The organism is Streptomyces sp. NPDC003042, assembly GCF_053591315.1.
Map to the genome: position 1 here is coordinate 93,098 of NZ_JBSFTP010000013.1, position 26,365 is coordinate 119,462.

20 protein-coding genes and 2 pseudogenes are annotated in these 26,365 nt (G+C 74.6%); 16 read left to right on the top strand and 6 right to left on the bottom strand.

The features are described 5' to 3' along the window. Window positions 1-65: 65 nt before the first annotated feature. From ACWDYJ_RS10460 to ACWDYJ_RS10495, 8 genes are all read left to right on the top strand, one after another. Window positions 66-1,238 carry an ATP-binding protein gene (locus tag ACWDYJ_RS10460; protein ID WP_451565104.1) on the top strand — a complete coding sequence of 391 codons (1,173 nt, stop codon included), beginning with the start codon at window positions 66-68 and terminating at the stop codon, window positions 1,236-1,238. Next, entirely contained in the window at window positions 1,235-5,128 is a 3,894-nt protein-coding gene (locus tag ACWDYJ_RS10465) for a vWA domain-containing protein (RefSeq protein ID WP_451565105.1), read from the top strand. Before ACWDYJ_RS10460 ends, ACWDYJ_RS10465 begins: the two co-directional genes overlap by 4 nt. Then, on the top strand, window positions 5,125-7,143 hold the full coding sequence (locus ACWDYJ_RS10470; protein WP_451565106.1) for a hypothetical protein: 2,019 nt from the start codon (window positions 5,125-5,127) through the stop codon (window positions 7,141-7,143). The genes ACWDYJ_RS10465 and ACWDYJ_RS10470 overlap by 4 nt, the downstream gene beginning before the upstream one ends. A gap of 499 nt (window positions 7,144-7,642) precedes the next feature. Then, a complete protein-coding gene (locus ACWDYJ_RS10475) occupies window positions 7,643-8,386 on the top strand; it encodes a GmrSD restriction endonuclease domain-containing protein (protein WP_451565107.1) in 744 nt (247 codons plus the stop codon). Beyond that, window positions 8,383-8,658 (top strand): hypothetical protein, encoded by a 276-nt coding sequence (locus tag ACWDYJ_RS10480; protein ID WP_451565108.1) that lies wholly within the window; start codon window positions 8,383-8,385, stop codon window positions 8,656-8,658. The genes ACWDYJ_RS10475 and ACWDYJ_RS10480 overlap by 4 nt, the downstream gene beginning before the upstream one ends. A gap of 105 nt (window positions 8,659-8,763) precedes the next feature. After that, window positions 8,764-8,976 carry a DUF5302 domain-containing protein gene (locus tag ACWDYJ_RS10485; protein WP_451565109.1) on the top strand — a complete coding sequence of 71 codons (213 nt, stop codon included), beginning with the start codon at window positions 8,764-8,766 and terminating at the stop codon, window positions 8,974-8,976. A 119-nt stretch (window positions 8,977-9,095) separates the two neighbouring features. Next, entirely contained in the window at window positions 9,096-9,509 is a 414-nt protein-coding gene (locus ACWDYJ_RS10490) for a rodlin (RefSeq protein WP_451565110.1), read from the top strand. Window positions 9,510-9,691: 182 nt separating this feature from the next. Next, on the top strand, window positions 9,692-10,618 hold the full coding sequence (locus ACWDYJ_RS10495; protein WP_451565111.1) for a glycoside hydrolase family 19 protein: 927 nt from the start codon (window positions 9,692-9,694) through the stop codon (window positions 10,616-10,618). Between the two features lie 39 nt (window positions 10,619-10,657). On the opposite strand, the gene ACWDYJ_RS10500 is transcribed toward ACWDYJ_RS10495, so the two are convergent. From ACWDYJ_RS10500 to ACWDYJ_RS10510, 3 genes are all read right to left on the bottom strand, one after another. Continuing rightward, window positions 10,658-13,417, bottom strand: a complete 2,760-nt coding sequence (locus ACWDYJ_RS10500; protein WP_451565112.1) for an AAA family ATPase — start codon at window positions 13,415-13,417, stop codon at window positions 10,658-10,660. 227 nt (window positions 13,418-13,644) lie between these two features. Then, the gene (locus tag ACWDYJ_RS10505) at window positions 13,645-15,417 is read right to left on the bottom strand and encodes a S8 family serine peptidase (RefSeq protein WP_451565127.1); all 1,773 of its coding nucleotides are present in this window, start codon (window positions 15,415-15,417) and stop codon (window positions 13,645-13,647) included. A 395-nt stretch (window positions 15,418-15,812) separates the two neighbouring features. Next, on the bottom strand, window positions 15,813-16,562 hold the full coding sequence (locus ACWDYJ_RS10510; protein WP_451565113.1) for a DUF1838 family protein: 750 nt from the start codon (window positions 16,560-16,562) through the stop codon (window positions 15,813-15,815). A gap of 139 nt (window positions 16,563-16,701) precedes the next feature. On the opposite strand from ACWDYJ_RS10510, the gene ACWDYJ_RS10515 reads away from it, so the two are divergent. The 3 genes from ACWDYJ_RS10515 to ACWDYJ_RS10525 all read left to right on the top strand — a co-directional run bounded on the left by ACWDYJ_RS10515 (window position 16,702) and on the right by ACWDYJ_RS10525 (window position 19,140). Next, on the top strand, window positions 16,702-17,688 hold the full coding sequence (locus ACWDYJ_RS10515) for a DUF1996 domain-containing protein (protein WP_451565114.1): 987 nt from the start codon (window positions 16,702-16,704) through the stop codon (window positions 17,686-17,688). A 115-nt stretch (window positions 17,689-17,803) separates the two neighbouring features. After that, a complete protein-coding gene (locus ACWDYJ_RS10520) occupies window positions 17,804-18,418 on the top strand; it encodes a sigma-70 family RNA polymerase sigma factor (protein ID WP_451565115.1) in 615 nt (204 codons plus the stop codon). Next, window positions 18,415-19,140, top strand: coding sequence for an anti-sigma factor family protein (locus ACWDYJ_RS10525; protein WP_451565116.1), 726 nt, complete (start codon window positions 18,415-18,417; stop codon window positions 19,138-19,140). The genes ACWDYJ_RS10520 and ACWDYJ_RS10525 overlap by 4 nt, the downstream gene beginning before the upstream one ends. A 474-nt stretch (window positions 19,141-19,614) precedes the next feature. Here ACWDYJ_RS10525 and ACWDYJ_RS10530 read toward each other — a convergent pair whose 3' ends face one another. After that, on the bottom strand, window positions 19,615-20,346 hold the full coding sequence (locus ACWDYJ_RS10530; protein ID WP_451565117.1) for a DUF7873 family protein: 732 nt from the start codon (window positions 20,344-20,346) through the stop codon (window positions 19,615-19,617). A 213-nt stretch (window positions 20,347-20,559) separates the two neighbouring features. Between ACWDYJ_RS10530 and ACWDYJ_RS10535 the strand changes: the two genes are divergently transcribed. The 3 genes and pseudogenes from ACWDYJ_RS10535 to ACWDYJ_RS10545 all read left to right on the top strand — a co-directional run. After that, window positions 20,560-21,471, top strand: a complete 912-nt coding sequence (locus ACWDYJ_RS10535) for an ATP-grasp domain-containing protein (protein ID WP_451565118.1) — start codon at window positions 20,560-20,562, stop codon at window positions 21,469-21,471. After that, the gene (locus ACWDYJ_RS10540; protein ID WP_451565119.1) at window positions 21,468-22,250 is read left to right on the top strand and encodes an ATP-grasp domain-containing protein; all 783 of its coding nucleotides are present in this window, start codon (window positions 21,468-21,470) and stop codon (window positions 22,248-22,250) included. Before ACWDYJ_RS10535 ends, ACWDYJ_RS10540 begins: the two co-directional genes overlap by 4 nt. A 37-nt stretch (window positions 22,251-22,287) precedes the next feature. Then, a pseudogene (locus ACWDYJ_RS10545) lies at window positions 22,288-23,164 on the top strand (zinc-binding dehydrogenase); the annotation flags it as partial. Here ACWDYJ_RS10545 and ACWDYJ_RS10550 read toward each other — a convergent pair. Further along, a complete protein-coding gene (locus tag ACWDYJ_RS10550; RefSeq protein ID WP_451565120.1) occupies window positions 23,115-24,206 on the bottom strand; it encodes a DUF2330 domain-containing protein in 1,092 nt (363 codons plus the stop codon). The pseudogene ACWDYJ_RS10545 and the gene ACWDYJ_RS10550 overlap by 50 nt on opposite strands. A 101-nt stretch (window positions 24,207-24,307) precedes the next feature. On the opposite strand from ACWDYJ_RS10550, the gene ACWDYJ_RS10555 reads away from it, so the two are divergent. Next, window positions 24,308-24,790 (top strand): hypothetical protein, encoded by a 483-nt coding sequence (locus ACWDYJ_RS10555; protein WP_451565121.1) that lies wholly within the window; start codon window positions 24,308-24,310, stop codon window positions 24,788-24,790. Here the strand turns inward: ACWDYJ_RS10555 and ACWDYJ_RS10560 are convergent. Then, window positions 24,748-25,443, bottom strand: coding sequence for an HAD family hydrolase (locus ACWDYJ_RS10560; protein ID WP_451565122.1), 696 nt, complete (start codon window positions 25,441-25,443; stop codon window positions 24,748-24,750). The two genes, ACWDYJ_RS10555 and ACWDYJ_RS10560, sit on opposite strands and share 43 nt — an antisense overlap. A gap of 47 nt (window positions 25,444-25,490) precedes the next feature. Here ACWDYJ_RS10560 and ACWDYJ_RS10565 point away from each other — a divergent pair. Continuing rightward, a pseudogene (locus tag ACWDYJ_RS10565) lies at window positions 25,491-26,068 on the top strand (GntR family transcriptional regulator); the annotation flags it as partial. Window positions 26,069-26,365 lie beyond the last annotated feature (297 nt).

A 26,365-nucleotide genomic window follows, 5' to 3' on the forward strand; every position in this document is an offset into this window, starting at 1 on the left:
GGGCCCGCTCCCGGCGACGCCCTTTTTTGTCTTTCCCACGATCCATCCAGAACTCAGAGGACCTGATGACCGTCATCGACCAGCCCGCTCCGGCCCCCGACCCCTCTCCCGCCCGGCAGGTCATGCCGGCGGAGGAGCGGTACGCCGTCGAACTCGCCTTCCTCGCAGCCCAGGACGCCGGGCCCCGGCCGCCCGGCTGGGCGCTGACACCGCGCGCGGTGGTCACCTTCGTGTGCGGCAGCGAGGGCGCGGAGCTCGCCCTGCCCGGGCGCCGTGCCGGGCTGCCCGGCAAGCTGGTGATCGCGCCGAAGTTCGTCGGCGAACGCGCCCTGGTCGAACGGTGCGTGGTCACCCTGGCCGGCGAGCGCGGACTGCTGCTCACCGGCGAGCCGGGCACCGCCAAGTCGATGCTGTCCGAGCTGCTGGCCGCCGCCGTGTCCGGCACCAGCGCCCTCACCGTGCAGGGCACCGCGGGCACCACCGAGGACGCCTTCCGGTACGGCTGGAACTACGCCCTGCTGCTCGCCCAGGGCCCCACCTCCGAGGCCCTGGTCGACTCCCCCGTGCTCTCCGCCATGCGGACGGGCCGGGTGGTGCGCGTCGAGGAGATCACCCGCTGCCTGCCGGAGGTGCAGGACGCGCTGGTGTCGATCCTGTCCGACCGGCGGGTCACCGTGCCCGAACTGACGGCGACCCAGGACGCGTTGGTCACGGCGGCACCCGGCTTCACGGTCATCGCCACCGCCAACCTGCGGGACCGGGGCGTCTCGGAGATGTCGGCCGCGCTCAAGCGTCGCTTCAACTTCGAGACGGTCGCGCCGATCGCGGACGCCGACGCGGAGGCCACCTTGATCCGGCGCCAGGCCGTCGCCGCCGTGCAGCGCGCAGGAGCGGCCTTCGCGGTGGACGACAGCGTGCTCGACGCGCTCGTCACGGTGTTCCGGGACCTGCGCTCGGGGCGCAGCGCCGAGGGCTGGGACGTGGAGCGGCCCGGTACGGTCATGTCCACCGCCGAGGCCGTGCAGGTGGCGGCCTCGCTGGGGGTGGCCGCCGCGTACCTGCCGGGCGGGGACGTGCTGGATCTGCTGCCGGGCCATCTGCTGGGCGTCGTGCGCAAGGACGACCCGGCCGACCACGGGCGGCTGCTGGGGTACTGGGACGGCCCGGTCCGCCGGCGGGCCGAGGACGGCTCGGCGATGTGGCGCCGGCTGTGGGACCTGCGCGGGAGCCTGCGTTGACGCTCACCGATCCGCGGGCGGCGGTGGAGGGGCTCGCCGCGTCGCGCGCACCGTACCTGCTGGGCATACGCCACCACAGTCCCGCGCTGGCGGCGGTGGTTCCGGCGCTGCTGGAGGCGGCGGGCGCGGAGGTGGTGTGCGTGGAGCTGCCGACGGACTTCCAGCCGTGGCTGACGCACCTGGGTGATCCGGAAACGCTCGCCCCGGTCGCGCTGGCCGGCCTCGGGCGGGAAGGGCGCATGGCCTTCTACCCGTTCGCGGACTTCTCGCCGGAGCTGGCGGCGATCCGCTGGGCGCGGGAGCGGGGGGTGGAGGTCGTGTGCTGCGACCTTCCGCTGTCGGATCCCGGTTGGTCCCTGCCGTCCCCCGCGGGAGTTGTCGCGGAGACGGGCCCCGGAGCGGACACCGCCCCGGACCGTGGCACGGATCACGGCGCCGTGGCAGCGGGCGGCGCCCGCGGACGTGGCTTCGCGGACGCCCTCGCCGCGTCCGGCACCGGGCGCGACGGTGACGACCTGTGGGACCGCGCGGTGGAGGTGCTGGCTCCGGGCTGCTCCTCCGAGGCCGTACGCCGGGCCGCGCTCGGGGTCGGCTGGGCGCTGCGCACGGACGCGGGCGCCGTCCCCGCGACGGACCTCGCCCGCGAGGCCCACATGCGGCGCGTGATCGCCACCGCCTCCACCGGCGGACGCCGGGTGGCCGCCCTGATCGGCGCCTTCCACGCCCCGGCGCTGCTCCCCGCCGTCCCGGTCCCGCGCCCGGCCGATGGCCCGCACGGCCTGAACGGTCCGCAGGCCGACACCGGTCCGGACCCGGAATCGGGGACCGGTCCCGACCACGCCGTACCCGCCGCAGGCCCGGCCGGGGCCACCGGCCCCCAGACACGGCGGGACACCGCCGCCCGCCAGGACAGCGTGTCCGGGCCGCAGGCCGACACCGGTCCGGTTGCAGGATCCGGGCCCGACCCGGCCCGACCGGGTGGCCCCGCCGGTCAGGCCGACACCGCCAGGCCTGACGGGGACACCCGCCGGACCCTGACGGGCACCGACGCTCGCCGGAGGAGGCTGGACCCGGCCCGGCCGGACACCCCCCTGGTCCGGACGGACCAGGGGGGCGACGGGGTCGTGACCTCGTTCGTGGCGTACTCCTTCGATCTGCTCGACGCGCGCTCCGGGTATCCCGCCGGGATCCGGGATCCGCTCTGGCAGCAGGCCGTGTTCGCCGCGGGCGGGGTTCCGCAGCGACTGCGGGAGGCGGCGTCGGTCGCCGTCACCGGGGTGTGCCGCGAGCTGCGCCGGGCCGGGCACACCGCCGGAACCGGGGAGGCCGCCGAGACGCTGCGCCTCGCCTGCGATCTGGCGGTGCTGCGAGGGCTGCCCGCCCCGGGCCGGGGTGAGCTGCTGGAGGCCGTCACCACCGTGCTCGGCCAGGGCGAGCTCCTCGGCCGTGGGCGGGCGCTGGCCCGCGCCCTGGAGGCCGTGCTCGTCGGCGGCGGCCGAGGCCGCACCACCCCGCACGCCCCGCGTTCCGGGCTCGGCCCCTCCGTCGAGGCGGAACTGGCCGCGCTGCGCCTGCCGTCCCCGGAGGATCCCGCACCCCGCGAGGTCCGCCTCGACCCCCTGCGCTCCGAACTCGACGGCCGCCGCGAGGTCCTGCTCCAGCGCCTGCTGGTCTGCGGTGCCTCCTACGGAGAGCCCGTCGCCGTCGCCGCCACCGGTGACGGCACCGCCCTCGGGAGCAAGTGGCGGCTGTCCTGGACGCCGTCCGTCCCGGCGCGCCTGGACCTGGCTGGGGTGCGCGGCGTCACCGCCGCCCAGGCGGCCGCCGGGACGCTGCGGGATCTCGCCCGCCGCGAGGCCGCCGACGGCGGTCCGACGGCGGCGCAGACGCTGGCCGGGCTGGCCGCCGCCGCGCGGTGCGATCTGCCCGAGCTGGTCGACGTACGCCTGGACGAGGTCGCCACCGTCCTGCCGGACACCGCCACCCTGCCGGAACTCCTCGACGCCGTCGACCTGTTGGAGGGCCTGCGGCGCGGGCATCTGCCCGGCGGCTCCCCCGCGGCCCGGGCCACCGCCGCCGCGCTCACCGGTGACCTGCTGGCCACCGCCGTACGCTGCCTGCCCGGCCTCGCCGGCAGCGACGACCCCGCCGACGCCGCCGCCCTCGTAGCCCTCGCCGACCGGGCCGCCGCCCGGCGGCTGGGGCTGCGGATGGACGCCGCCCTGGCGGAACTGGCCTCCACCGCCTCCCCGTTGATGCGGGGCGCGGCCCTGGCCGTACGGGTGCTGCTGGACCTGGATCCCGCCGTCGCGCTGGGCAACCGCGCCGCCGCCTGGGTCGACGGCGCGGCCACCGCCGACGGCCGGCGCACCCTGGCCCGTCGGCTCGCCGGTGTGCTCAGCGCCGCCGGGCCGCTGCTGGACGCCTCCCCGGCCGCCCTCACCCCGCTGCTGGACCGGGTGGACAGCCTCGGCGACGAGGGGTTCCTGGAACGCCTGCCCGCGCTGCGCGGCGGGTTCGACGTACTCTCCCCGGCGGCCCGCGACCGGCTGCTGTCCACCGTGACCGAGCGGATCGGCGACCGCGTCGACCTCTCGCTCGACGCGCCGCCCGCGCTGCTCGCCCTGTGGGCCGCCGCCGACGCCGCCGGGCTCGCCGCGCTCAAGGAGCTGCCGCTGCCCGCCGGTTCGCGATCCGAGCTCCCGGATCCCGAGCTCCCGGATCCCGGGCCCGCGGGTCCGGCGCCGCCGCACGCCGACGCCCCCGCCGGCCGGCGCCTCGCACCGGCCGACCGGTGGCGGCTGCTGCTCGGCCGCCAGCGCGACCGGCTCCCGGCCGGCGCGCACCGCTACGCCCGCGCGCTCGACGAGCTGTACGGCTCCGGGCACGGCGAGGGCTCCGGCGACGTCGACCGGGGAGGGCAGGGCGGCGGGGACGAACTCTCCTTCCCCACGGCCCGGGAGTGGTCGGCGGAGCTGGAGTCGCTGTTCGGCGCCGACGTACGCGAGGAGGTGCTCGCCGACGCGGCGGGCGCGGGCCGCACCGATGTACTGGCCCAGCTCGACCCGGCGGCCGTACGCCCCTCCGTGGAGCTGCTGAGCTCGGTGCTCTCGCTGGCGGGCGGCATGCCGGAGCGGCAACTCGCCCGTCTGCGGCCCCTGGTGCGGCGGCTGGTCGACGAGCTGGCCAAGGAGCTGGCGACCCGGCTGCGCCCCACGCTCTCGGGTCTGACCACCCCGCGCCCGACCCGCCGTCCCGGCGGCAGAATCGACCTGGCGCGCACCCTGCGGGCCAATCTCGCGCACACCCGCCGGCTGGACGACGGGCGGGTGGTGGTCGTACCGGAACGGCCGGTGTTCAGCACCCGGGCCTCCCGCGAGGCCGACTGGCGGCTGATCCTGGTCGTCGACGTCTCCGGCTCGATGGAGGCCTCCGTCATCTGGTCGGCGCTGACGGCGGCGGTGCTGGGCGGAGTCCCGACCCTGTCCACGCATTTCCTGGCCTTCTCCACCCAGGTCGTGGACCTGACGGACCGGGTCGACGATCCGCTGTCGCTGCTGCTGGAGGTCCGGGTCGGGGGCGGTACGCACATCGCGGCGGCCCTCGCGCACGCCCGTTCGCTGATCACCGTGCCGAGCCGCACCCTGGTCGTCGTCGTCAGCGACTTCGAGGAGGGCGCCCCGGTCGGCGGCCTGCTCGGCGAGGTCCGCGCCCTGGCCGCCTCCGGCGCCCACCTGCTGGGCTGCGCCGCGCTCGACGACGCGGGCGCACCCCGGTACTCGGTGCCGGTGGCGCGGCAACTCGTCGCGGCCGGGATGCCGGTGGCCGCCCTCAGCCCTCTCGCCCTCGCCCGCTGGGTGGGCGAACGACTCCGTGGAGAACCCAGATGACCCACACCAGCGCCGACACTGGTCCGTTCCCGCCCGTCGCCCCCGAGGTCCTCGCGCAGGCCGTGGAGAACCTGAGCGCCCGGCTGCGCAAGCGGCTCGACGCCGCCATCGAGAGCTGCGGGCAGGGTGCGGTGGCCGGGGCGGACGGGAGTGTCACCGTCCGCTTCGGCGAGGACGCGGTGGTCACGCTGCTGCCGGGCCCCTCGGGGGTGGTGACGGAGGCCGGACAGGCCGTCTGCGGCTGCCTGCTGGCGCCGCGCTGCCTGCACCGGGCCGCCGTACTGGGCGCGTCGCCGCTGGCGGATCCTGCGCCGGGGGCGGAGCCGGACCCCGGCGCGGAGGCCCCACCGGGCTCCGCCGCGAGGCTCTCGACCAGGGCCGGCTCCGGGGCCGGTGGCCCTGGCGGTGCCGGACCCACACCCGAGTCCGAGGTCGGCGCCCTCACCGGTCCGGGGGCGGGTGCCGAAACCCGGGCCGGGGCCGGCGATACCCGGTCCGACAGCAACGCCCGGTCCGGCGACCGGGCCGGGTCCGGCGGCGGTGACGGGGCCGGCGACCGGGCCGGTGACCGGGTCGGGGGGACGGGCGAGTCGGCCGAACCGCTCAGCCCCGCTCAGCGGCGGGCCGCCGCCGCGCTGTGGGCGGCCGCCGCCGAGGCCCTGGCCGCCGGGGTCAGCGCCGGGGGCGCGGTGGTCCAGGCCGAGCTGTTGCGGGCCGCCCACACCACGCGCCTCGCCGGGCTGCCGCACGCCGAGGCCGCCGCCCTGCGGGTCGTACGCGGCCTGCGCGCGGCCAGGGAACGCAGCGCCGCGCAGCGGCTGTCCGACCTGGCCGCGGCCTTCGCGGAACTGCTCCGGGCCGCGGCGCTCCCCGCGGCCGGGAGCGGCCGGCGGGCCTACCGGCCCGGGGGCAGCCTCCGGGTCCACGGCCTGTGCCGGGAGCCCGTGCTGACCGACACCGGCTACGGGGGCGTGGTCACCCACCTGCTGGGCGAGGACGGCTCCCGGTACTCGGTGTCCGACGTCCGCCCCGGCGGGCTCGCCCGCGCCCGGGGCGCCGGGGCCGCGTCCGTGGCTCTCGGCGGGGCCGCCCTCGACCACGCCGGACTCGCGCGCGGGGGTCTGCGTATCGTCGGCGCGACGGTCTCCCCCGACGGGCGGCTCGGCGCCGGACGCGGTGTCCGGGGCACGCCGGCGCCCGGGGCCTCCTGGGCCGAGGAGCCCCTCGCCTCGCTCTTCTCCCGCCCGGCGGCCGAGGCGGTGGCCCTGGCGCTGGCCGCCGCTGCCGCGCAGCCCGGCGCCGGGCCGGACCTGCTGGGCTGCGACGTCCAGGTCGTCGGCGCGTCCGGTGAGCACCTCCTGGTGCGGGAGCTGTCGCCCGACGGCACGGTCCGCACCGGCGCCCCCCTGCTCGGACTGCGCCCCGCCCATCCGCACCCCGAGCTGGCGCACACCGCCAACCTGCGGCGGCTGGCCGGGTATCCCGGCCTGGCGGTACGGGTCCTGGGGCGGCCCGACCCGGACCGGGCGGCGACACTGCACGCGCTCGCCGTGGGGCCGGTGCCCGGGGCTCCGTACACGCTGCGGCTGCCGCCGGAGTGGCTGGACCGCGCCGACCTCGGCTACGACCGGCTCCAGGGGAGCCACTTCCCGGGTGAGGCTCCCGAGCCGGTGGTGGCGGACTCCCGCGCACCGGAGCCCGATCCGCTGGCCGACTCGCCCCTGTGGCGGGTCCGCCGGCTGCTGGAGACGGGCGTCGCGGGCGGCCGCCGGGCCGTGGCCGAGTCCGCCCGGGGACCGGAACCGCTCACCGCGTACGGGCCGCTGCGGCGGGCCGGGTTCGCGGCGGCGGCGGACCTGGCCACCGCGCTCGTCCTCGAGGCGGACCGGCGGCCCCGGGACTCCTTCGGCCGCCTCACCGAAGCCTCCGCGGACGGGTACGCCTGGGCCTGGCTCGCCGCCGCCACCCACCTCACGGCGGCCCAGCGCTCCCTGGTGGCCGCGTCCTGGGCCTGACCGGCGTACCCCGCGCTCCGGCCGACTGCGGCCCGTCCGACGAGGACCACCGCAAGGTTCCACCGTGTACGGGCGGCGCGCTGCCGCCCGCTGAACACCGCAGCCGGTCGCCTACGGGGCTGGCCCCGGCACCGCCGGGGTCGTGGCACTGGCGGTGCCGGTACCGCTGTCCGGTCCGGTGCACCGGGCCGAACAGGGCGCGCCTCTGGCCGACTTGCTCCGCCTTCCGCCGGAGGTGAAGCGCCGTGCGGCAGGGCCGTACCCCTAAGGGCTGTCCCGTAATCCCCGGTGGATCAGCGCACGGCGTCAGATGCGGTGCATCGCAAGGCGGAGGGGCGTCCTCATACTGGGCGTATTCGGGCGTTCCGACAACGCGGCGAGGTGCCGTAGCTGTCGTCGTGCGCCCGCCGGGGATTACGGGACAGCCCTTAGGCGCAGGGATGTCCGGTTATGGGTAGTCTTCCCGAAACAATGTGCGAAGTCTCCTCGGGGTGGGGTCATGCGGCGTCAGACATGGGTGCGTGGTGGGGCGGTGGCCGTGGCGCTGCTGCTCGGTGTGAGTGGGTGCGGTCGGCCGGGCTCGGGGGGCGGGGACGCCAAGGGCGCGGCGACGCCGGTGGCGACCGCGAGCGGTATACCCTCCGCGCCGGCGCCGTCCGGCGGTGGCGGGAAGCCGGCCGCCGGGGACGTGCTGCCCGGCATGGTGAGCGCGGCCGTGGCCAGGACGCAGCTGGCCGCGCTGAGCGTCGGCCGGCCCGGCACGATGGCCGGGTACAGCCGCGACAAGTTCACGCACTGGGCGGAGCAGGGGGACAAGTGCGACACGCGCGAGGTCGTCCTCGAGCGTGACGGCGCCGGCGTCACCCAGGATGCGGAGTGCCGCGCCGTGTCGGGCAGCTGGAAGAGCCTGTACGACGGGGCGGCCCTCACCGAGGCCTCGAAGCTGGACATCGACCACATGGTCCCGCTCGCCGAGGCCTGGCGGTCGGGTGCCTCGGGGTGGGAGGCGGCCCGGCGCAAGGCCTTCGCCAACGACCTGACCCGTCCGCAGCTGCTGGCGGTGTCGGCGTCCTCCAACCGTTCCAAGGGAGATCAGAGCCCCGACCTGTGGCAGCCCACGGACGCCTCGAGCTGGTGTCAGTACGGGCGCGCCTGGACCACCGTGAAGTCCCAGTACGCTCTGACCGTCACCGAAGCCGAGAGGGCCACGCTCACCATGATGCTCGACACCTGCACCTCATGACCGCACCCGGGCCGTGGCAGGACCAGGTGCTCGCCGGGCCCGGTGGCGCCATGACCGACGAGGTCGGCGTCATCACCGGCCCGCTCACCTTGCGCACCACCGGCGGGCCGGACGGCAAGGTCCGGTTCGAGGTCCAGTACACCGACGCGGACGAGTGGTACACCCTCGCCGGCAGCCCCGTGGCCCACGGCGATCCGTACGCCCTCCACACCGCGGCCCTGTCCGCGATCCGCGACGGGCACGGGGCCGGGGCCCCCGTCACGCCCGCCTGACCGCCTGACCTGCCGGTGCTTCGGCGGCCTGTGGGGGACGCCGATGGCTTGCGGTCGGCGCGGCTGACAGACTGGGGTCACTGATCACACCAGGAGGTAGCTGAGATGGCTGACCAGAACGACACCCCGCAGACGGACGCGGACGTCCCCGAGAACGAATCCCCGGCCGACGAGGCGAAGCGCAAGTTCCGGGAGGCCCTGGAGCGCAACGCCGCGAATGCCCAGTCCCAGGAGGCGCACCAGAGCCGGGCCAAGGTCCAGGGCTCCAGCAGTGGCCCCGGCGGCAAGAACAAGAAGGTGCGGCGCAAGACCGGCTGACCCGGCGCGCCGGGCGGATTGTTGGGCCGCATGGGTGAGGGGCGATAACCCCCGACGGCGAGGGCAGTTGATCAGGACGTCCCGCCGGGGACAGCTCATGCGACAGAAGGATCTTCACGATGCTCAAGAAGTTCATGGCCACCGCCGCGGTCACCATCTCCGTACTCGGCACGGGTGCCATCACGGCCGCCCCGGCGATGGCGATCGGTAACGACACCGGCGTCGACACCCTCAACGGCAACGGTGCCACGCAGATCTACGGCAACCAGGAGACCGAGGGGCCCATGAGCCCGCAGCTCGGGGCGATCCAGGGCTCGCTGAACAAGCTCTGCGTCGGCCTGCCCGCGAAGGTCAACGCCCAGTCGCTGGTCGCGATCATCGCCAACGTCGCTGTCCAGGACATCAACGTCCTGGCCAACCCGCAGGACCAGCAGTGCGCCGAGAACTCGACCCAGGGCAAGGGCGACGAGTCCCTGTCCCACCTGGTCAGCAACATCCCGGTCCTGTCCGGGAACGTCTCGGCCGACAGCTGATCCGCCCGCCCGAACCGGCGTGACGACCCAGGTCGTCACGCCGGTTCGGCGTTTTCCCCTGCTCTTCCAGATCCGAAAGTTTGGTCTAGACCTTGACAGGTCCAGACCACTTTCGGTTCAGTGTCGGTAGTTGTCGCGCCCCCTCACACCGCGCCAACTACCCCCACTGAAGGAGCAGTTACGTGATACGTGCGCTACGCCGCCGCGCCCTCGCCCTCGCCGCGGCCGTCGCCGTGACCGTCGGCCTGGCCGTCGCCCTCCCCGCCTCACCCGCCGCCGCCGCGCCCGCCTGCGCCGGATCCTGGGCCTCCTCGGCCGTCTACACCAACGGCATGAGCGCCTCGTACAGCGGTCACAACTGGCAGGCCAAGTGGTGGACGCAGGGCGAGACGCCCGGCAGCACCGGCCAGTGGGGCGTCTGGTCGGACCAGGGTGCCTGCGGCGACGGCGGCCAGGATCCGGATCCGGATCCGGATCCCGGCAACCCGTCCGGCTTCGTGGTCAGCGAGGCCCGGTTCCAGCAGATGTTCCCGAACCGCAACCCCTTCTACACCTACGACGGCCTGGTCGCGGCGCTCTCCGCCTACCCCGGCTTCGCGAACACCGGCGACGACACCGTCAAGCGCCGCGAGGCGGCAGCCTTCCTCGCGAACGTCTCGCACGAGACGGGCGGGCTGGTGCACATAGTGGAGCAGAACACCGCGAACTACCCCCACTACTGCGACGCTGCCCAGCCGTACGGCTGCCCGGCCGGCCAGGCCGCGTACTACGGCCGCGGCCCCATCCAGCTGAGTTGGAACTTCAACTACAAGGCCGCGGGCGACGCCCTCGGCATCAACCTGCTCGCCAACCCCTACCTCGTCGAGCGGGACCCGGCCGTCGCCATGAAGACGGCGCTCTGGTACTGGAACACGCAGAACGGCCCGGGCACGATGACCGCCCACGCCGCGATGGTGAACGGCGCGGGCTTCGGCGAGACCATCCGCTCCATCAACGGCGCCCTGGAGTGCAACGGCGGCAACCCCGCCCAGGTGCAGAGCCGGATCAGCACGTACCAGAGCTTCACCCAGCTGCTGGGCGTCACCCCCGGGAACAACCTCGGCTGCTGACCCGCGGCACGGGCCACCCGCTTCTACCGGCCGCCCGCTCTACAGTCCACGCAGCGCGGTGGCCAGCTGGGCCCGGGAGCGGACCTCGAGCTTCTGGTAGATCCGGGTGAGCCGGGACTCCACCGTCTTCACGCTCAGGAACAGCTTCGCGGCCGCTTCCTGGTTGCTGGCGCCCTCGCCGACGAGGAGGGCGAGCCGGGTCTCGGCCTCGGTCAGCGCCGCCACCCCGGGGTGCGGGGTGGCGGTCTCGGGCGCGGTCTCCCGGGCGAGGTCGAGCCAGGGTTTCGCACCCGCCCGCTCGAACAGCTCGGCCGCGGTGGTCAGCGCGGTCCGGGCGGGCGCCCGGCGACGGCGCCGGCGTTCGACCCGGGCCAGCGCGAGCAGCGTACGGCCGTGTTCGAGGGGCAGCCCGAGGGCGCCGAAGCGCCGCGCCGTGTCCTCCAGGAGGGCGACGGCCGCCTCCGCCTCGCCCCGCGCCGACAGGCACAGGCCGCGGGCCCGGTCCAGTGCGGCGAGCACCGCCGTGCGCCCGAGGGAGCGGGCGACGGGGGTGACGCGGTCCAGCAGTTCCCCGGCCCGGCCGGGGGCGTCGGCGGCGACCAGGGCCTCGGCGAGTTCCCCGTGCCAGCGCAGGACGGAGGGGTCCACCACCTGCTGGGCCTCCTCCAGTTCGGCGACGCGCAGGAGGGTGGCCGCCGCCTTCGCGGCCTCCCCGGTGGCCAGTTCGACCGTGCCGAGCGCGTACAGGCCCCGGGACAGGAAGACCTGGTCGTGCTCCTCCTCCGACGCCTGGATGCCCCTGCGGGCGTATCCGGCGGCCCGGGCGAAGCTGCCGCCCGCGGCCTCGGCGGTCGCGGCGACGTACCAGGCGGGTCCGGGTGAGAGGCCCGCCTCGATGGTCAGCTCCAGGGCGCGGCGGGCATGCGCGGCCCCGGCGGCGCAGCGGCCACCGCGCAGTTCGACCTCGGTGAGGCTGCGCAGCACCTCGAAGACGTCCTCGGCGGACCCGGTGCGCTGGACGGCGGGCAGCAGGACGAGGAGCTGTCTTCGGGCGTCGCCGAGCCGGTCGTCGAAGAGGGCGTGGCGGACGGCGAGGTACTGGGGCGCGTTGCGCATGCCGAGGGGGACTTCGGGCGCGGGCAGGGCGAGGGCCTGGGCGAGGATGTCCTCGGCGTCGGGGTCTCCCAGGATGCGGCCCATGCGGGCCCGTACGGTCAGGGCCATGGCCTCGGCGACGTGGTCGCCCCCGGCCTTGGCGAGTGCGCCGGCCTCGGCGGCGGCGTCGCGGGAGCGGACGGGGTCTCCGTCGCTGAGGTTGTGCTTCCAGGCGATCCGCAGCTGTACGGCGGCCCGCAGGGAGAGGTCTCCGGCCGCGTCGGCCACGGCGCAGGCGAAGGTTTCATCGAGGTCGGCCAGGGCCTGCCCGGCCGCGTCGATGACGGCGAGGCGGGCCCGTACGCGCTGGGCGGGCGAGGCGTCGCGGGCGAGCACGGCGCGGGTGGCGCGGCGGGCGAGGTCGGCGCGGCCGGCCCAGCCGGCGTCCTCGGCGGCGGCGACGAGGCGGGCGAGTTCCTCCTGGGGCAGGGCGGCGGGTGTGCGTTCGGCGGCGAGCAGCCCGAGTTCGGCGGCGAGGGCGCGCCGGCCCTGGCGGCGGCAGGAGGCGGCGGCCTCCGTGATCTCGGCGGCGAGGCGGGCGTCGGGGGTGTCCACGGCCAGCGCGCGGTGGCGTACGGCCTGGACGGGGTCGTCGACGGCGGCGGCGAGAGCGGCGTGCCCGGCGGCCCGTTCGGGCCAGCCCGCGTCGGCGGCCAGCGCCGTCGGCAGGGCGCCGGCCGTGAACGACACGGCGCCGTCCTCTCCTACGGTGACCAGCGCGGCCCGTTCGGCCTGCGCGAGTTCCGCCTCCGCGTCGGGGCGTCCGGCCCGGCGCAGCAGGGCGGTGGTGGGGCGGGCGGCGAGGGCGGCGAGAAGGAGGGTGGGGCGGGTGTGGGAGGGGGCCCCGGCGAGGAGTCGGCGGGCGACCTCGCGGGCCTGGCCGCAGACGGGCAGGGTGTCGGCGTGGTGGGCGCCGCCGTCGCGGGTTCCGGCGGCTTCGGCGAGGGAGTGCCCGAGGGCGAGGGCGAGCCGGGGGTTGCCGCCGCTGGCCTGGTGGATGCGTCCGGCGAGGCGGGCGGGCAGGCCGTGGCGCAGCAGCAGCTCGGCGACCTCGTCGGCGCCGAGCGGGGGGATCCGGATGGTGGGGGTGCCGGGGCCGCAGAGGGGTTCGGCGACGGGGGCGGCGCCCTGGACGCATTCGGCCACGAGGACGCGTACGTGGGGCGGGGTGAGGCGCAGCGCGAAGCGGAGCAGATCGGTGCTCTCGGCGTCGAGCCACTGGGCGTTGTCGAGGACGAGGAGGACGGGTCCCGGGGTGGCCAGGGTGCGGAGCACTTCGACGAGGGCGAGGCGCAGCGCGACGTGGTCGCGGCCGGCGCCGGGGGTGTCGGCCTCGCGGCGGAGCAGGGCGATGGCGGTGCGCTGCGGTCCGGCGAGCCCCTGCAGGACGGAGCAGGGTACGGAGGCGAGCAGGGCGGCGGCGGAGGCCTCCGCTATCCACTGGTCGCCGGCTTCGGGGGCGAGGCGCAGGACGGTCTCGCGGCGCCCGTCGGCGGCGGCCGCGACGGCGCGCGCCACCTCTGTCTTCCCCGATCCCGCCGGTCCGGTGACGATGGCCCGGCCGTGCGTCGTCAGCGCGCGGTCGACCGCCTCGATCAGTTCACTGTGTCCGACGTTGGTGTCAGCGTTCCCCGTCGCCGCCACGCACAGCCACCAGCCTTTCGCTCCCCTGTGCCTTTCCTGTGAGACGCGACAATACGAGGTCGGCCGCCGGACCGACCCGGATTGTGACGCAGAAATCAGTCAGGTGACAGGAAAGCACGACGGACCTGCCGGTACGGGAGGTACCTGCAGGTCCGCGCGCTGGGTTGGTCCGTACTATCGGCCCGTCAGGACGGAGTTGGGGGACTCCGCCAGGGCCTCGGACCGGGTCAGAAGCCGAGGCTCCAGGAGTCGATGCGGCCGGTGTCGCCGCCGGCGTTGTCGTTGACGCGCAGCTTCCAGGTGCCGTTGGCGACCTCGGAGGAGGCGTTGACGGTGTAGGTCTGGTTGATGTTGTCGGCGCTGCCGCCGGCGTAGTTGTGGAGCGTGTACACGGTGCCGTCCGGGGCGACGAGGTCGACCTTGAGGTCACCGGTGTAGGTGTGGACGATGTTCACGCCGACCTGGAGGGTGGCCGGGGCGTTGCCGGTCACACCGGTGACGGTGATCGGGCTCTCCACGGTGGTGTTGTCACCGATGGCGACGTCCGTCGTGTTCTCGAAGCCCGGGGTGGTGGGGGTGGAGGTCAGGGCGTTCACGGTCGCGGCCGCGTCGGCGAGACCGGCGCCGCAGCCACCGGTGCAGGTGCCGGCCAGCGGGCGGGCGTTGGTCTTGATCGCCGACTCGATCTGCGCCGGGGTGAGCGCGGGCTTGGCGGCGACCATGAGGGCGGCGAGGCCAGCGACGTGCGGGGCGGCCATGCTGGTGCCCTGGTACGGCTTGTAGTTCTCGACGCCCGGGGTGGTGGTGCCCGCGTTCAGCGTGGAGAGGATGCCGTTCTCGGGGGTGGTGATGGTGCCGGGCGTGTCGGTGGCGCGGCGGGTCTCACCGCCCGGGGCGGCGATGTCGATGAGCGTGCCGTAGTTGGAGTAGAAGGAGCGGTCGCCGGTGCGGTTGCTGGCGGCGACGTTGATCACGTTGTTGCAGCTGGCGGGCGAGAAGCCGCTCGCGTTCGCGTTGCTGTTGCCGGCGGCCACGACGACGGTCGTACCGCGGGCGACGGCGGCGTTGATGGCGTTCTGGTAGGTGGCGGTGCAGGCGCCCGAGCCGCCGAGGCTCATGTTGATCACCTTGGCGGGGGTGGCGTTCGCCGGGATGCCCGGGACGGAGCCGCCGGAGGACCAGGTGATGGCGTCGACGATGTCGGAGGTGGCGCCGCCGCACTTGCCCAGCACGCGGACGGGCTGGATCTTCGCGCCGTACGCGATGCCCGCGATGCCCTTGGCGTTGTTCGTGGCCGCGGCGATGGTGCCCGCGACGTGGGTGCCGTGCCACGAGGAGCCACTGGCCGGGGAGCCGGTGCCGCACTCGCCCGCCGCGCTCCAGTCGCCCTGATCGGCGGGGTTGCTGTCGCGGCCGTTGCCGTCGCGGGCGGCGGTGGAGCTGGAGATGAAGTCGTAGCCGGCGACCACGTTCGAGGCGAGGTCGGAGTGGGCCACGTAGCCGGTGTCGATCACGGCGACGGTGACGCCGGCGCCGGTGGTCTTGTCCCAGGCGGCGGGCACGTTCATGCCGGCGGTGGGCTCGAAGAGGTCCCACTGCTTGGCGTAGTCGGTGTCGTTGGGGGTGGCCAGCGCGTAGGCGCGGGAGTCCACCTCGACGTACGCGACGTCCGGGTCGGCGCGGAACTGGGCCAGCACCGCGGCGGCGTCGGCGGGGGCGACGGATCCGCCGAGGTCGACGAGGGCGGCTCCGGTGCCGAGGCGGCGTTCGAAGGTGGCGCTCTTGCCGGCCTTCTTGCCCTTCGCGGCGGCGTCGTCGGCGGCTGCCGAGTTGGAACTCGCCTCGGTGGCCGAGGACTTGTATCCGACGATGAGGTTCTCGACCGGCGCTCCGGTCGTCGTGGTGGGGGCCGCGACGGCGGGGAGGGTGGTGGCCGGGTCGCTCGCGGTGGTCACGGCCACGGAAGCGGTGGCGGAGCCGGCGAGCAGGGTGACGGACATCGCCACCACGGATATGAGCCTACGCCTGGATGCGTGCACGTTGTTCCCTTTCGAGGGCCGTTTCCGGGCAGGCCCGGAGCGACCGGTCGGTGCAGTGGGGGAGGTGACCGGCGGCCGCGGGACCGGGACGGGCTGGTCGAACCCACCCGGCCACCGCTGCGCGCCGCGTTGCCCGGCCGCGACGGCGGGGCAGGGCAACGGCGGTCACCGGCGATCCGCGCGGCCTCGTTCGGCTTCACACCATGTGGGGTTGGTGCGGGGGCACTTCGTGGTCGGGAAGATCGCCGGTGGGCAGACAGTAGGCAACGCGGGGATGAACCCGATACGGGGAAAACCCTTGTCCGGACCCCTGTGGCGCCCCGGCCCGCCCCCGGGGCGCTCCGTGGCTGAAAGGGTTACCGCGGGTCGAGCTTGCGGAAGTAGGTCCAGCTCGACTCGTTCGGCTCGGTCCACTTCTCCGGTGCGTGCGCGAACCGCGGGTGCCGCTCGGCGATGTACGCGCGGGTGCGCTCGGGCACCTCCTCGTAGGAGCCCAGCTTCACGCCCCGGCAGTGGAAGGCCAGGCCGCCGGGGCGCTGCGCCTGTTCCATCCAGGGCAGCCAGGGGGACATCCGTGTCCACGACATCGTGGCCGGCACGCTCGGCGCGTCACCGGCCAGGGCGGTCGCGGGTGTGAAGAACTGGAAGAGCTCCAGCGCCTTGTAGGTGTCGGAGGCGGAGTGCAGCGGGTAGTCCGCGACCGGCAACGGGGAGGGGTAGGCGAGGGGGATCTCCAGGCTGAAACAGATCTGGTCGCCGAGCTGGGTGCGCGGCACCGGAAAGGGCCGCAACGTCTGGTTCGCCGGATCGTTCCAGACGTGGATCACCCGCTTGTCCTGCCAGGTCTCCAGGATCTCCCGGGTCCCCGGGTCGAGGTAGAAGGCGGCTTCGCGGGAGAGCATCCGGTAGCCGCCCGGCCCTCGGTCCGGCTGCGCCTCGACGGGCTCCAGGCGGGCGACGTTGAGGCCTTCGAAGCCGAAGAGGCGCTGGTAGGGCTCGTCGGGGGCCCAGGAGTAGATGTCGCCGGACCACCAGAAGGTGACCTCGGCGCCGTCGAGGGAGGCGCGGGTACGGGCGAAGTCGTGCAGCAGGTCGTCCGGTGTCATACGGAGAACTCTGCGCGGCCGCCGACCGGCGCGGCAAGCAGCGGACGGGCCAACCGGCCCGCGTACGACGGAGGTACGGGTGCCCGCCATGCGGATGCCCGGTTGACGGCCGTACCGGGCAGCGGCAAACGTGACCGCCATGGGGAACGAACACCGACTGCTGGCGCTGCTCGTCTGCCTGGTGCTCGGCGCCGGGCTGGCCGCCGCCGTGCTGGGGGCTTCACGGGCGGCCGGTCCGCGTCACGCCGCCGTGGCGGGTGACTACGTGGACATACGTGAGGTTCCGCGCGATTCGGGGGCGGCGCCGCCCCCGGCCGGGCCCGGGGCCTCCACGGGCCGGGTGACGGTGGCCTGCGGGCGCAACGAGGAAGGCCACTACAACGAGGACAACCTGGTGGTGTCGCCGGGGCTGCGGGCGGGCGCCCACCACACGCACGCGTACGTCGGGAACCTGTCCACGGACGCCCTGTCGGTCGACGCCTCCCTGGACGCGGCGGCCACGAGCTGCTCCGGCGGCGACCGTTCCGCCTACTACTGGCCCGTGCTGCGCCGTCTCGACCGGCCGGGGACGCGCCCCCACGAGGGTGCGGCGGGGCACGGCAACACGGGCGAGATCCTGCCGGAGGCGGCGGTGGGCGTGGAGTTCCGGGGCAGCCCGGTGAGCAAGGTCGTGCCGATGCCCCGCTTCCTGCGGGCGATGACCGGTGACGCCGTCGCGTACACGGCGGACTCGGACGCCGACGTCCGGGCCCGCTGGGGCTGTTCGGGCTTCCCCGACCGCTCCACCACCAGCTATCCGCGCTGCCCGGCGGGGGACCTGCTCACCCGTACGCTCGTCTTCCCGAGCTGCTGGAACGGTCTGGACACGGTCGCCGACGACCACCGCTCGCACCTGCTGTTCCCCTCTGCGGCGGGCGTCTGCCCGCAGGGCACCTTCCCGGTGCCGGAGCTGCGCGTCTCGCTCGCCTACGCCGTGCCGCGGGGGGCGCCGTTCGCGCTCGACTCCTTCCCCGAGCAGCGGCACAGCCCGAAGACGGACCACGTCATGTTCGTCAACGTGATGACCGACGGACAGATGGGGGAACTGGTCGCCTGCCTCAACGAGGGCCGCACCTGCCGGACGTGAGTGTGACGTGGCTCACATGCCGCGGTGCACATGAACCCGCCCCGCGCGCGAGTCGTGTCTCGACTGCACCACGCTGCGCCGATCCACGTGCCGCGAGGAGGACGGAGAGGGTGAGATGGCCGGACCACTGTGGCCCCGCACTCGGCGGGGCTCGACCGACGAGGCACTGATCAGGGCGGTCTACGAGGAGCACGGCCATGCCCTGCTCGCGTACGCCACCCGGCTGACCGGGGACCGGGCCGCCGCCGAGGACGTCGTCCAGGAGACGCTGATCCGGGCATGGCGGCATTCCGAGGTCCTGGTCAACGGAAAGGGTTCGGTGCGCGGCTGGCTGCTCACGGTGACCCGCAACATCGTCACCGACCGGTACCGGGCCAAGGCTGCCCGACCGCCGGAGGTCTCGGGCTCGGTGTCGGCTCCCCCGGTGGAGGTGGACCACGCGGACTCGGTGGTGGACGCCATGGCCGTGCTGGGCGCACTCGACCGGCTCTCGCCGGAACACCGGGACGTGCTGACGGAGTTGTACTACCGCGAGCGCAGTGTCGCCGAGGCCGCCGACCGCCTGGGCATCCCGGCGGGCACGGTCAAATCTCGCTCGCACTACGCCCTGAAGGCCCTCCGTGAGCTCTTCACGGACGGTGGCGCGGACAGCGGCCGCAACGACGACAAGGAAAAACGATCAGGCCGGCCGCCCCAGCAGCCCGGCGGACTGCGGGAGGTGGTGGCATGAACCGGCAGCGGCACGAGGAGGAACTGCTCGGTCCGTACGTGCTCGGTGTCCTCGACGAGGTGGACGTGCGGCGCGTCGAGGAACATCTCGGCGACTGCGTGCGGTGCCGGGAGGAGGTGGCCGCGTTGCGCGAGATGGAGAGCGCGCTGGGCGAGGTGCCGCGGGAGGCGTTCCTCGACGGACCTCCCCAGGGCGGCGATCTGCTGCTCCAGCGGACCCTGCGGCAGGCGCGCGGGGAGCGGGCGGCCGCCGCCCGGCGGCGGGTCGCCCTGGTGGGCCTGGGGGCTGCCGCCTCGCTGGCCGTCGTGTTCTGGGCGGGCGCCCGCCTGGGCGGCGGGGACGACATCGGCGCGCTGCCCCCGCCGCCGTCCCCGACCGTGTCGGCCGCGCCGCCGTCGCCGCCGGTGGCGGGGACCCGCGTGGCCTCCGCGACGGATCGGGCCACGGGCGCGCGGATGACCGTACAGCTGACGCCGGCCGCGAAGTGGGTGCGGGTGCGCGCGGCGGTGACCGGGGTGCCCGCGGGTGAGCGGTGCCGTCTGGTGGTGGTGGCGCGGGACGGTACGCGGACCACTGCGGGCGGCTGGGTCGTGGGCACGGCGGAGCACGGGGAGGGCAAGGGGGCCGCGCTGGACGGCTCGGCTGCCGTGGACCCGGCGGACGTCAAGGAGGTCCTGGTCGAGAACGAGGCGGGCCGGACCTTCGTGGCCGTCCCGGTGTAGGCGGGTTCCGGAGGCCGGGGATTCGGGGACTGCGCGACTCGGGGACTGCGCGACTCGGGGACTGCGGGACTCCGGAACCGGGACGTGACGGAGCCCGGGAGCATATCCAGCTCCCGGGCTCCAGTTTGCCACCCATTTGCGCACACCGGCGGCTTTTAAGAGTCGCGGATCATTCTGAGATCGACGTGTTCTGCCTTTGAACTACCGCGCCACGAAGAGAGGCGCAGAGGGGACTTGAACCCCCATCCATCGATGATCGTCCGCGCTCGGTCGATCCGGTGTTCGGCGGCGAATACTGAGACTGGAGCGAGAATCTGAGTTTTACGGGGCCGCCTCTACCGGACTTGGGCCACCCCGGCGCGTAGTGCCGGGGGAGGGATTCGAACCCCCAACTGACACCCCTTGTCAGCTTCAACATCAGTTTCAGCTTGCGCTCTCGCGCACCCCCCGCTCGCACGGGGGGCGATCTCGGGGCTACCTGAACAGGTAGCCGAACACCGCGTCCCCGACCCGCTGGTCGGTCACGTCGGCGCTGTTGGCCTCCTCGCGGGCGAACTTGACGGCCTGCTGGAGCTTCTCCACGCGCTCGAGCAGCTCGTTCACCCGCCGGGCCGGCAACGCGCCGGAGAACTTCACGGTCGTCCAGTACCCGACCGGGACGTCCTCGTAGTAGACCTCGACCTGCGCCGGGTGCTTGTCGGTGGCCTCGGCCTTGACGTGGTTGCGCGGCACCTTCTTGGTGCGGATCGTGCGCACCGCGTCCGTGCGCCAGGAGTCCGTGGACGGATCCAGGCTCCACGACTCGGAGGCGTCCAGCACCGGGAGCTTGCGCACGAAGGTGTGCATGTCCGTGAGCTGCTTCTCCAGGAAGAGCAGGTAGGGCACGGGCACCTGGGCCAGCAGGACGGTACCGTCCACGACGACGTCGGCGGCTGCCGTGCGGTTCGCCCAGTCCTTGGTCGCCGTCACGTCGAACAGGCGCGTCAGCGTCCCCGCCGTCGCCCGCAGCACGTCCTCCGCCTTGACCTGCACGCGCGTGGACTCGGGCGGCAGCTGCTCGCCCTCCTCGTCCTTGGGCTGGTAGGTCCGCGAGATCCCGGCCAGCAGCGCGGGCTTCTGCACGTCGTGGTGAGCCTGGGTCAGCTCCTGGAGCGACTTGGACTTGACGCCCTTTTCCACTGCGATGATCTGATTCAGCTTCGGCACGTGATCACCGTAACAGCAGCCTGCGCGCCCGCACATCCGGGTTCCAGGCGGGGCCCTTGACCGTTTGGGGAAGATTCCGCTGAATATCACGCTCAGTAACGCCCACTAAAGATAGTTCTGGAGCGGTTTCAGGGCCGTGCCATGGCATCCTGTGACGTCACAACTCGCCGGGCGGGATCGGCGGAGGGCGCCCGGGGAATATGGGGAAGGTCCATGAAGCTCTGCTTCCTGGTGGAGGAGCACTACCGTCACGACGGCATGCCGAACGAGGTGATCGGACAACTGACCGCGTGGGGGCACCAGGTGGACGTGGTCCGGCCGGGCGGCTCGCTGCTGCGCATGACCGACCTCGTACGCGCCGGTGCGCACGACGCCTGGGTGCTGAAGACGGTCTCCGGAGGCCCTGGACTGACACTCCTCGAAGCCGCGGCCGCCACCGGGACGACCACGGTCAACGACGCCCGGTCGATCCGGGGCGTCCGGGACAAGGCACTGGCCGCCGCGATCGGACGCGCCCAGGGGCTGCCGCTGCCCACGACGTACGCGGTCGCCCGACCCGAACTCCTGGCGGAGATCCCCTCGTCCGAGTACCCCCTCGTCGTCAAGCCCGCCGACGGCAGCTCCGGGCGGTCGGTGCGCCTCGTGCCCTCGCCGGACCGGCTCGCCGCGCTGCTCCCCCGGCTCGCGGGCGAGGGCATGCTCATCGCCCAGCCGTACGTGCCGAACCCGGGCACCGACATCAAGGTGTACAGCGTCGACGGGGAGCTCTTCGCCACCGAGCGCTGCTCCCCCCTGCACCCCGACGCCGGGGTCCGCGAGCGCCGGGTGCCGCTGTCGGCCGAAGTGGCGGCGATCGCCGCGCGGGTGGGAGAGGTCTACGGGCTGGACCTGTACGGGGTGGACGTGCTGCTGGGTCCCGACGGGCCGGTGGTGGTCGACGTGAACGACTTCCCGAGTTTCCGTCAGGTGCCGGATGCCGCGGCCCGGGTGGCGCGGGCCGTCCTCGGGCTGGCCCACGTGGGCGGCGCTGCTCCCCCACCGGCGCCCTGCCCGCCCGTACGGCCCTACACCCTCCCGGTGTGGATCCCGGTGCAGGCGGGCGCGGGGGCGGTCGACGGCATATGAGGATCGGCCTGATCACCCCCGACCCCGGACACCCGCTGCTGGCGGCCACCGCCGCGCTGCTCGCTCCCGAGCACGCGGTGGAGGTGCTGGATCCGGGGGCCGGGGCCCAGTCGGCCGCCGGCGCACGGGCCGACGTATACCTGCTCAAGGCGCGGACCCCGTCGGCGCTCGCGCTGGCGCGGGAGCTGGAGCGCCGGGGGGCGCCCGTACTCAACTCGGCGGCGGCCACCGAGCGGTGCCAGGACCGGACCGTGATGGCCGAGCTGGCCCGGCGGGCCGCGCTGCCCTTCGCGCCCACCCGGACCTTCGCCGCGCTGTCCCTGGTGTCCGGCGGGGGGCTGCCGCCCTGGCCGCTGGTGGTCAAGAGCCGGCGCAGCCGCAAGGACGACCTGGTCGCCCGGATCGACGGCCCGGACCGGCTGCGGGAGCTGACCGTCCGATGGGGACAGGAGCCGGTGGTGGTGCAGGAGTTCGCACCCAACAGCGGCTGGGACCACAAACTGTGGGTGATCGGCAACCAGGTCTTCTCGGCCGTACGACGCTCCGAACTCGCCGCGCACGAACGGGAACCCGCAGCGCCACGGCCGCCCCTGCCGCCCGACTGGGCGGAGCTGGCCCTGCGGGTGGGCGAGGTCTTCGCGCTGGACGTCTACGGCGTGGACCTCGTCGAGACCGGCGACGGCGCCCCGCTCATCGTGGACGTCAACGCCTTTCCCGGCGTCCGGGGCCAGGCAGGGGCGCCGGAAGCGCTCGCGGCCCTGGCCCTGGGCCGTGCGTAGCGTGCGCCGCCGGTAGCGTGCGGAGCGCTCGAGTGGCGACCGGCACGGCTGGACGGGACACGATCCGGACATCACCCTGCCGCACGTGCCGGGCACTAACTGGCGGTGGTCGAGGCGGTGGGCGCCGGGGTCACCGGCCGGCGGGCCAGGGACCGGGGCCGGGCCGTTCATCTGCGCGTGCGGCAGCCCCGGCTTCACCCCCTGGGGTTCCTTCGCCGAGTACGTGGCGCTGGAGCACGCCGAGGTGAATCTGGTCGCCGTGCCCGAGGAGTTGTCGTACGCGACGGCCGCCGGGCGGGAGTGCTTGCCGCTTCGCGACGGTGTTCCGGGCAGTGGTCGCGCGGGGGCGGCTGGCGCCGGGCGAGTGGGTCGCCGTCCACGGCTGCGGCGGGGTGGGACTGTCCGCCGTGGTGATCGCGGTCGCGGCGGGGGCCCGGGGCGTCGCCGTCGACACCGCGCGGGGGCGCCGGAGCCGGCGCGGCGGTTCGGGGCGGCGCACAGCGTGGACCCCGCCGCCGTCGGCCCCGGGGCACGGCCGAGGCCGTACGGGAGCTGACGGGGCGGCGGGGCGCACCTCTCGTCGGCGACCGCGGCCACGTCGGTGGCCGGGCCGCGCAGGCGCGGGCGGCACGTCCAGGGGGCTGCTCCCGGCGGCGGCCGGTCCGGCCGCTGCCGATGGACCGGGTGATCGGCGGGAGCGGGAGATCCCGGGCAGCCACGGGATGGCCGCCCACGCCTATCCGCCGATGCTGGAGCCGGTCCGCTCCGGGGCGCTGCGGCCCGATCCGCTGGTCACCTCCGCCATCCCGCTGGAGGCGGCCCCGGAAGCCCTCGCCGCGATGGGAACGGCCCCGGGGCGCGGAGTCACGGTGATCCTGCCGCCCCGGCGCGGGAGCGGCGACGGCGGAGGATGAGCACGGCGGGCACCGCTCCCACGGTCAGGACGCCCGCTACCGTCAGCAGCCAGACCGGGATTCCGTCGCCGACGGTGAGGAGTTCGTCGCGGTAGACGGTCCGCTGGTACGGGGTGTCCTCGGCGGTGGCGCGCAGTTCGTGGTCCCCGTCGATGCGGCCCGGCTCCGGGAACTCCTGGTCGATCGCGGTGAGGAACACGGGGCCGTCACCGGTGAGGCGGGCGAGCGGGCCCCACGGGGTGACCGTCCCGGCGAAGGTCACTTCGGGTGCGTCCCCGCCGATCGGGGAGCGGGGCTCCATGCGGTGGTCGGCGAGGATGTACAGGCCCAGCGACTGCGGGCTGCGGGCCAGCCGGGACAGCCGCATCGGGTAGACCGGCCGGTCGCTGTCGAAGCGGATCCGGAGCGGGTCCAGGTCGCCGGACAGGGTCGTGCCCTCCTGGTCCGGGGCGAGGCGGACGGCGACGTACTCCCACTTCTGGTCGACGTAGGGCCGCAGTTCGGCGTTGAGCCGGTCGGGCAGCTCGAAGCCGTTGCTCTTCAGCCAGTCGCCCAGGGCGTCGGGGTCGGTGGCGGTCAGCCGGGCCACGTCGAAGTCGCCGAGCCGCTCACGGCCGACCACCCCGACGGAGGGCGCGCGGGGGGCGGAGGGGGCAGCGCCCGCGCCCGCGCCGGCCCCGTCCCGGGAGGAGAAGGGCCAGTCCCCGTCGCGCGGCCAGAAGTAGCTGCGCTCGCGCTCCTCGGGCTCGATCAGCCGGGACAGTTGGGTGAAGACGTAGGAGTCGCCCAGCTCCACCGTCGCCCGTCCCGGCACGGGCATGATCCACGCCGCCCGCCGGGCGTCTCCGCTGACGGAGAACCTCATCAGGATCTCTTCCGTCCGGCCGTCCCAGTGCACCACGGAGGTCTCCCGGTGGACCGCGATCCGGGACTTCCCGTCCGGGACCATCGCCCCGCAGCCGCACGCGTAGGCGGGGCTGATCAGGGACCCCAACTGGGTGACGAGCAGGGCGAACAGCAGGGCTACGATTCTTCGTTTCATCCACACGGGGTCTCAGACGGCGGAGCGGGTGATCCGGTTCCGGACATCTCGACGGCAGTTTGCGGCCATCACCAGCTCCGCACGGCTCCCATACTGTGCTCATGAGAGGGAAGGACAAGCCGTCGCGCACCAGCCCACTGGTGCCCGACACCGTGCCCGCCGAGATCGCCCGGCACGACTGGGATTCCGTCGTGTGCGGCTGCGGCCGCCCGGCCGGGCATCTCGTGGACATCCTGTGGGACGCCGCCGAGGGACATCCGGCGGCCTTCCACGCGCTGCAGGGCCACGTGTTCACCGGGAGCCGGCTGTGTCCTCCGGCGCCCGCCGCCTGCGCCGTGCTGATGGCCGTGTGGTCGGCCGGGCCGCCCCGGCTGGCGACGCGCGAGGCGCTGCTGTGGACGCTGCTGTCCCTGCTGAGCGCCGAGGACGACGGAAGCTCGCACGAGGCGGGGCTGTACGGCCAGTGCGCCGCCTTCATCCGTACGGGCGTGCCCCTGCTGCGCCGTGAACGGGCCGCCCGCCCCGGCTCGGTGACCGCCGCCTACGCCGATGGCATCCTGTCGATCCTCGACCTGTGCGCCTGAGCGTCCGCGAGAAACGCGCGCAGCACCGCCGGGGTGACTTCCTCCAGGGAGGCCGCGAAGGTCCGGGCCGCCGAGGCCGGTACGCCGAGCAGCGGGGGCACCACCAGGACCGGGCAGCCCGCGGCCCCGGCCGAGGCGGCTCCGTCCGGGGAGTCCTCCACGGCGACGCACCGCCCCGGCGGGAGCCCGAGCCGCCGGGCGGCGGCCCGGTACGGGTCGGAGTGGGGTTTGGTGCGCGTGGTGTCGTCCGCCGAGAGGGTGAAGGCGAAGGGGACATGGGCCAGCGGGTCCCCGACCACCTGGTCGACGACCACCCGCGGTGGGGCGCTGACCAGGGCGAAGGGCACGCCCCGCGCCTCCAGGGCGGTCAGCAGCCGCTGGGCGCCGGGGCGGACGGGGGCGCCGGCCGCCACCCGGCGGAGGAAGCCCTCGGTGAGTTCGGCCGCGACCGCGCCGGGATCCGCGTCTCCCGCGACCCGTACGAGGTGTCCGGCCGTGTCCCGTACCTCGCGGCCGACGACCTCGGGGGCGTCCGACGCGCCGAGCCGGTGGCCGAGCCGGGAGGCGACCTCCTCGGTGGTCTTCCGCCGGAGCACCTCGGTGTCGACGAGGGTGCCCTCCATGTCGAAGAGCACGGCGGCGAGTTCGCTCACGGGGTCCTCGCCACGACGAGTACGGGCCGCTCGGCCGGCCCTACGGTGCCGCACGCTGGTCCGCCTCGCGCGGAACGGTCCGCCAAGCGGTCGCGACCCTCGCCGCCGAGGGGCTGATCGGTTCCCGGCAGGGTGCGCGCAGGATCGTTCTGCGCCAGGAGCGCCGGCACAGCTTCGGCGAGCTGAACAGCTTCGCCAAGTGGGCCGAAGGCGTCGGGCACCAGGCCGGTGGCCGCTTCCTGTCCCGGACCCGCCGGCCCGCCACCGCCGAAGAGGCGGACCGGCTGGCCCTGGCGCCGGGTACGGAGATCCCGGCCGCCCTGCGGCTGCGGATGCTGGACGGCGAGCCCACGATGGTCGAGCGGACGGCGTACGCGGACTGGGGCGCGGCAGCCGTCGAGGCGCCGGCGGTGGACGGCCGCTCCGTCATGGACAGCCTGGCGGAGCGTTCCGGGATCGTCGCCGAGTATGTCGAGCACCTCATCGACGCGATGGCGGCGGGCGGCGAGGACGCCCGGCTGCTGGGGATCCGGCCCGGCAGCCCGCTGCTGCGCCAGGACACGTCTCCGCGACCCGGACCGGCCGCCCGATCGAGTGGTCCGACGACCGCTACCGGGCGGGGAGCTCTGAGCCGATGGGCCCGCCGCCGGGCCGCCGACTAGTGCTGTGGCCGGAAAGGTTTGCCGGGTCGCGGCGTCCGGTGGGGTGCATCGCAAGGCGGAGGGCCGCGACTCGTACTGGACGTACTTGCGCGTCCGACAACGCCGCGAGGTGCCGTGCCGGGGGCCGCGACCCGGTGAACCTTTCCGGTCACAGCACTAGGCAGTGTCTGATGGCTCTTTGATGAGGTCGCGGAGCCAGATCACGATGGCTGCTGTGGCCAGGGTGCCGTTGAAGACGTAGTCGCGTTTGTCGTACCTCG

Coding starts and splice junctions, on each gene's coding strand:
- ACWDYJ_RS10485 (WP_451565109.1), top strand. CDS start 8,764: ATGGCTGACCAGAACGACACCCCGCAGACGGACGCGGACGTCCCCGAG.
- ACWDYJ_RS10520 (WP_451565115.1), top strand. CDS start 17,804: ATGGCCGGACCACTGTGGCCCCGCACTCGGCGGGGCTCGACCGACGAG.
- ACWDYJ_RS10480 (WP_451565108.1), top strand. CDS start 8,383: ATGACCGCACCCGGGCCGTGGCAGGACCAGGTGCTCGCCGGGCCCGGT.
- ACWDYJ_RS10555 (WP_451565121.1), top strand. CDS start 24,308: ATGAGAGGGAAGGACAAGCCGTCGCGCACCAGCCCACTGGTGCCCGAC.
- ACWDYJ_RS10490 (WP_451565110.1), top strand. CDS start 9,096: ATGCTCAAGAAGTTCATGGCCACCGCCGCGGTCACCATCTCCGTACTC.
- ACWDYJ_RS10515 (WP_451565114.1), top strand. CDS start 16,702: ATGGGGAACGAACACCGACTGCTGGCGCTGCTCGTCTGCCTGGTGCTC.
- ACWDYJ_RS10550 (WP_451565120.1), bottom strand. CDS start 24,206: ATGAAACGAAGAATCGTAGCCCTGCTGTTCGCCCTGCTCGTCACCCAG.
- ACWDYJ_RS10470 (WP_451565106.1), top strand. CDS start 5,125: ATGACCCACACCAGCGCCGACACTGGTCCGTTCCCGCCCGTCGCCCCC.
- ACWDYJ_RS10505 (WP_451565127.1), bottom strand. CDS start 15,417: ATGTCCGTCACCCTGCTCGCCGGCTCCGCCACCGCTTCCGTGGCCGTG.
- ACWDYJ_RS10535 (WP_451565118.1), top strand. CDS start 20,560: ATGAAGCTCTGCTTCCTGGTGGAGGAGCACTACCGTCACGACGGCATG.
- ACWDYJ_RS10510 (WP_451565113.1), bottom strand. CDS start 16,562: ATGACACCGGACGACCTGCTGCACGACTTCGCCCGTACCCGCGCCTCC.
- ACWDYJ_RS10475 (WP_451565107.1), top strand. CDS start 7,643: ATGCGGCGTCAGACATGGGTGCGTGGTGGGGCGGTGGCCGTGGCGCTG.
- ACWDYJ_RS10540 (WP_451565119.1), top strand. CDS start 21,468: ATGAGGATCGGCCTGATCACCCCCGACCCCGGACACCCGCTGCTGGCG.
- ACWDYJ_RS10460 (WP_451565104.1), top strand. CDS start 66: ATGACCGTCATCGACCAGCCCGCTCCGGCCCCCGACCCCTCTCCCGCC.
- ACWDYJ_RS10525 (WP_451565116.1), top strand. CDS start 18,415: ATGAACCGGCAGCGGCACGAGGAGGAACTGCTCGGTCCGTACGTGCTC.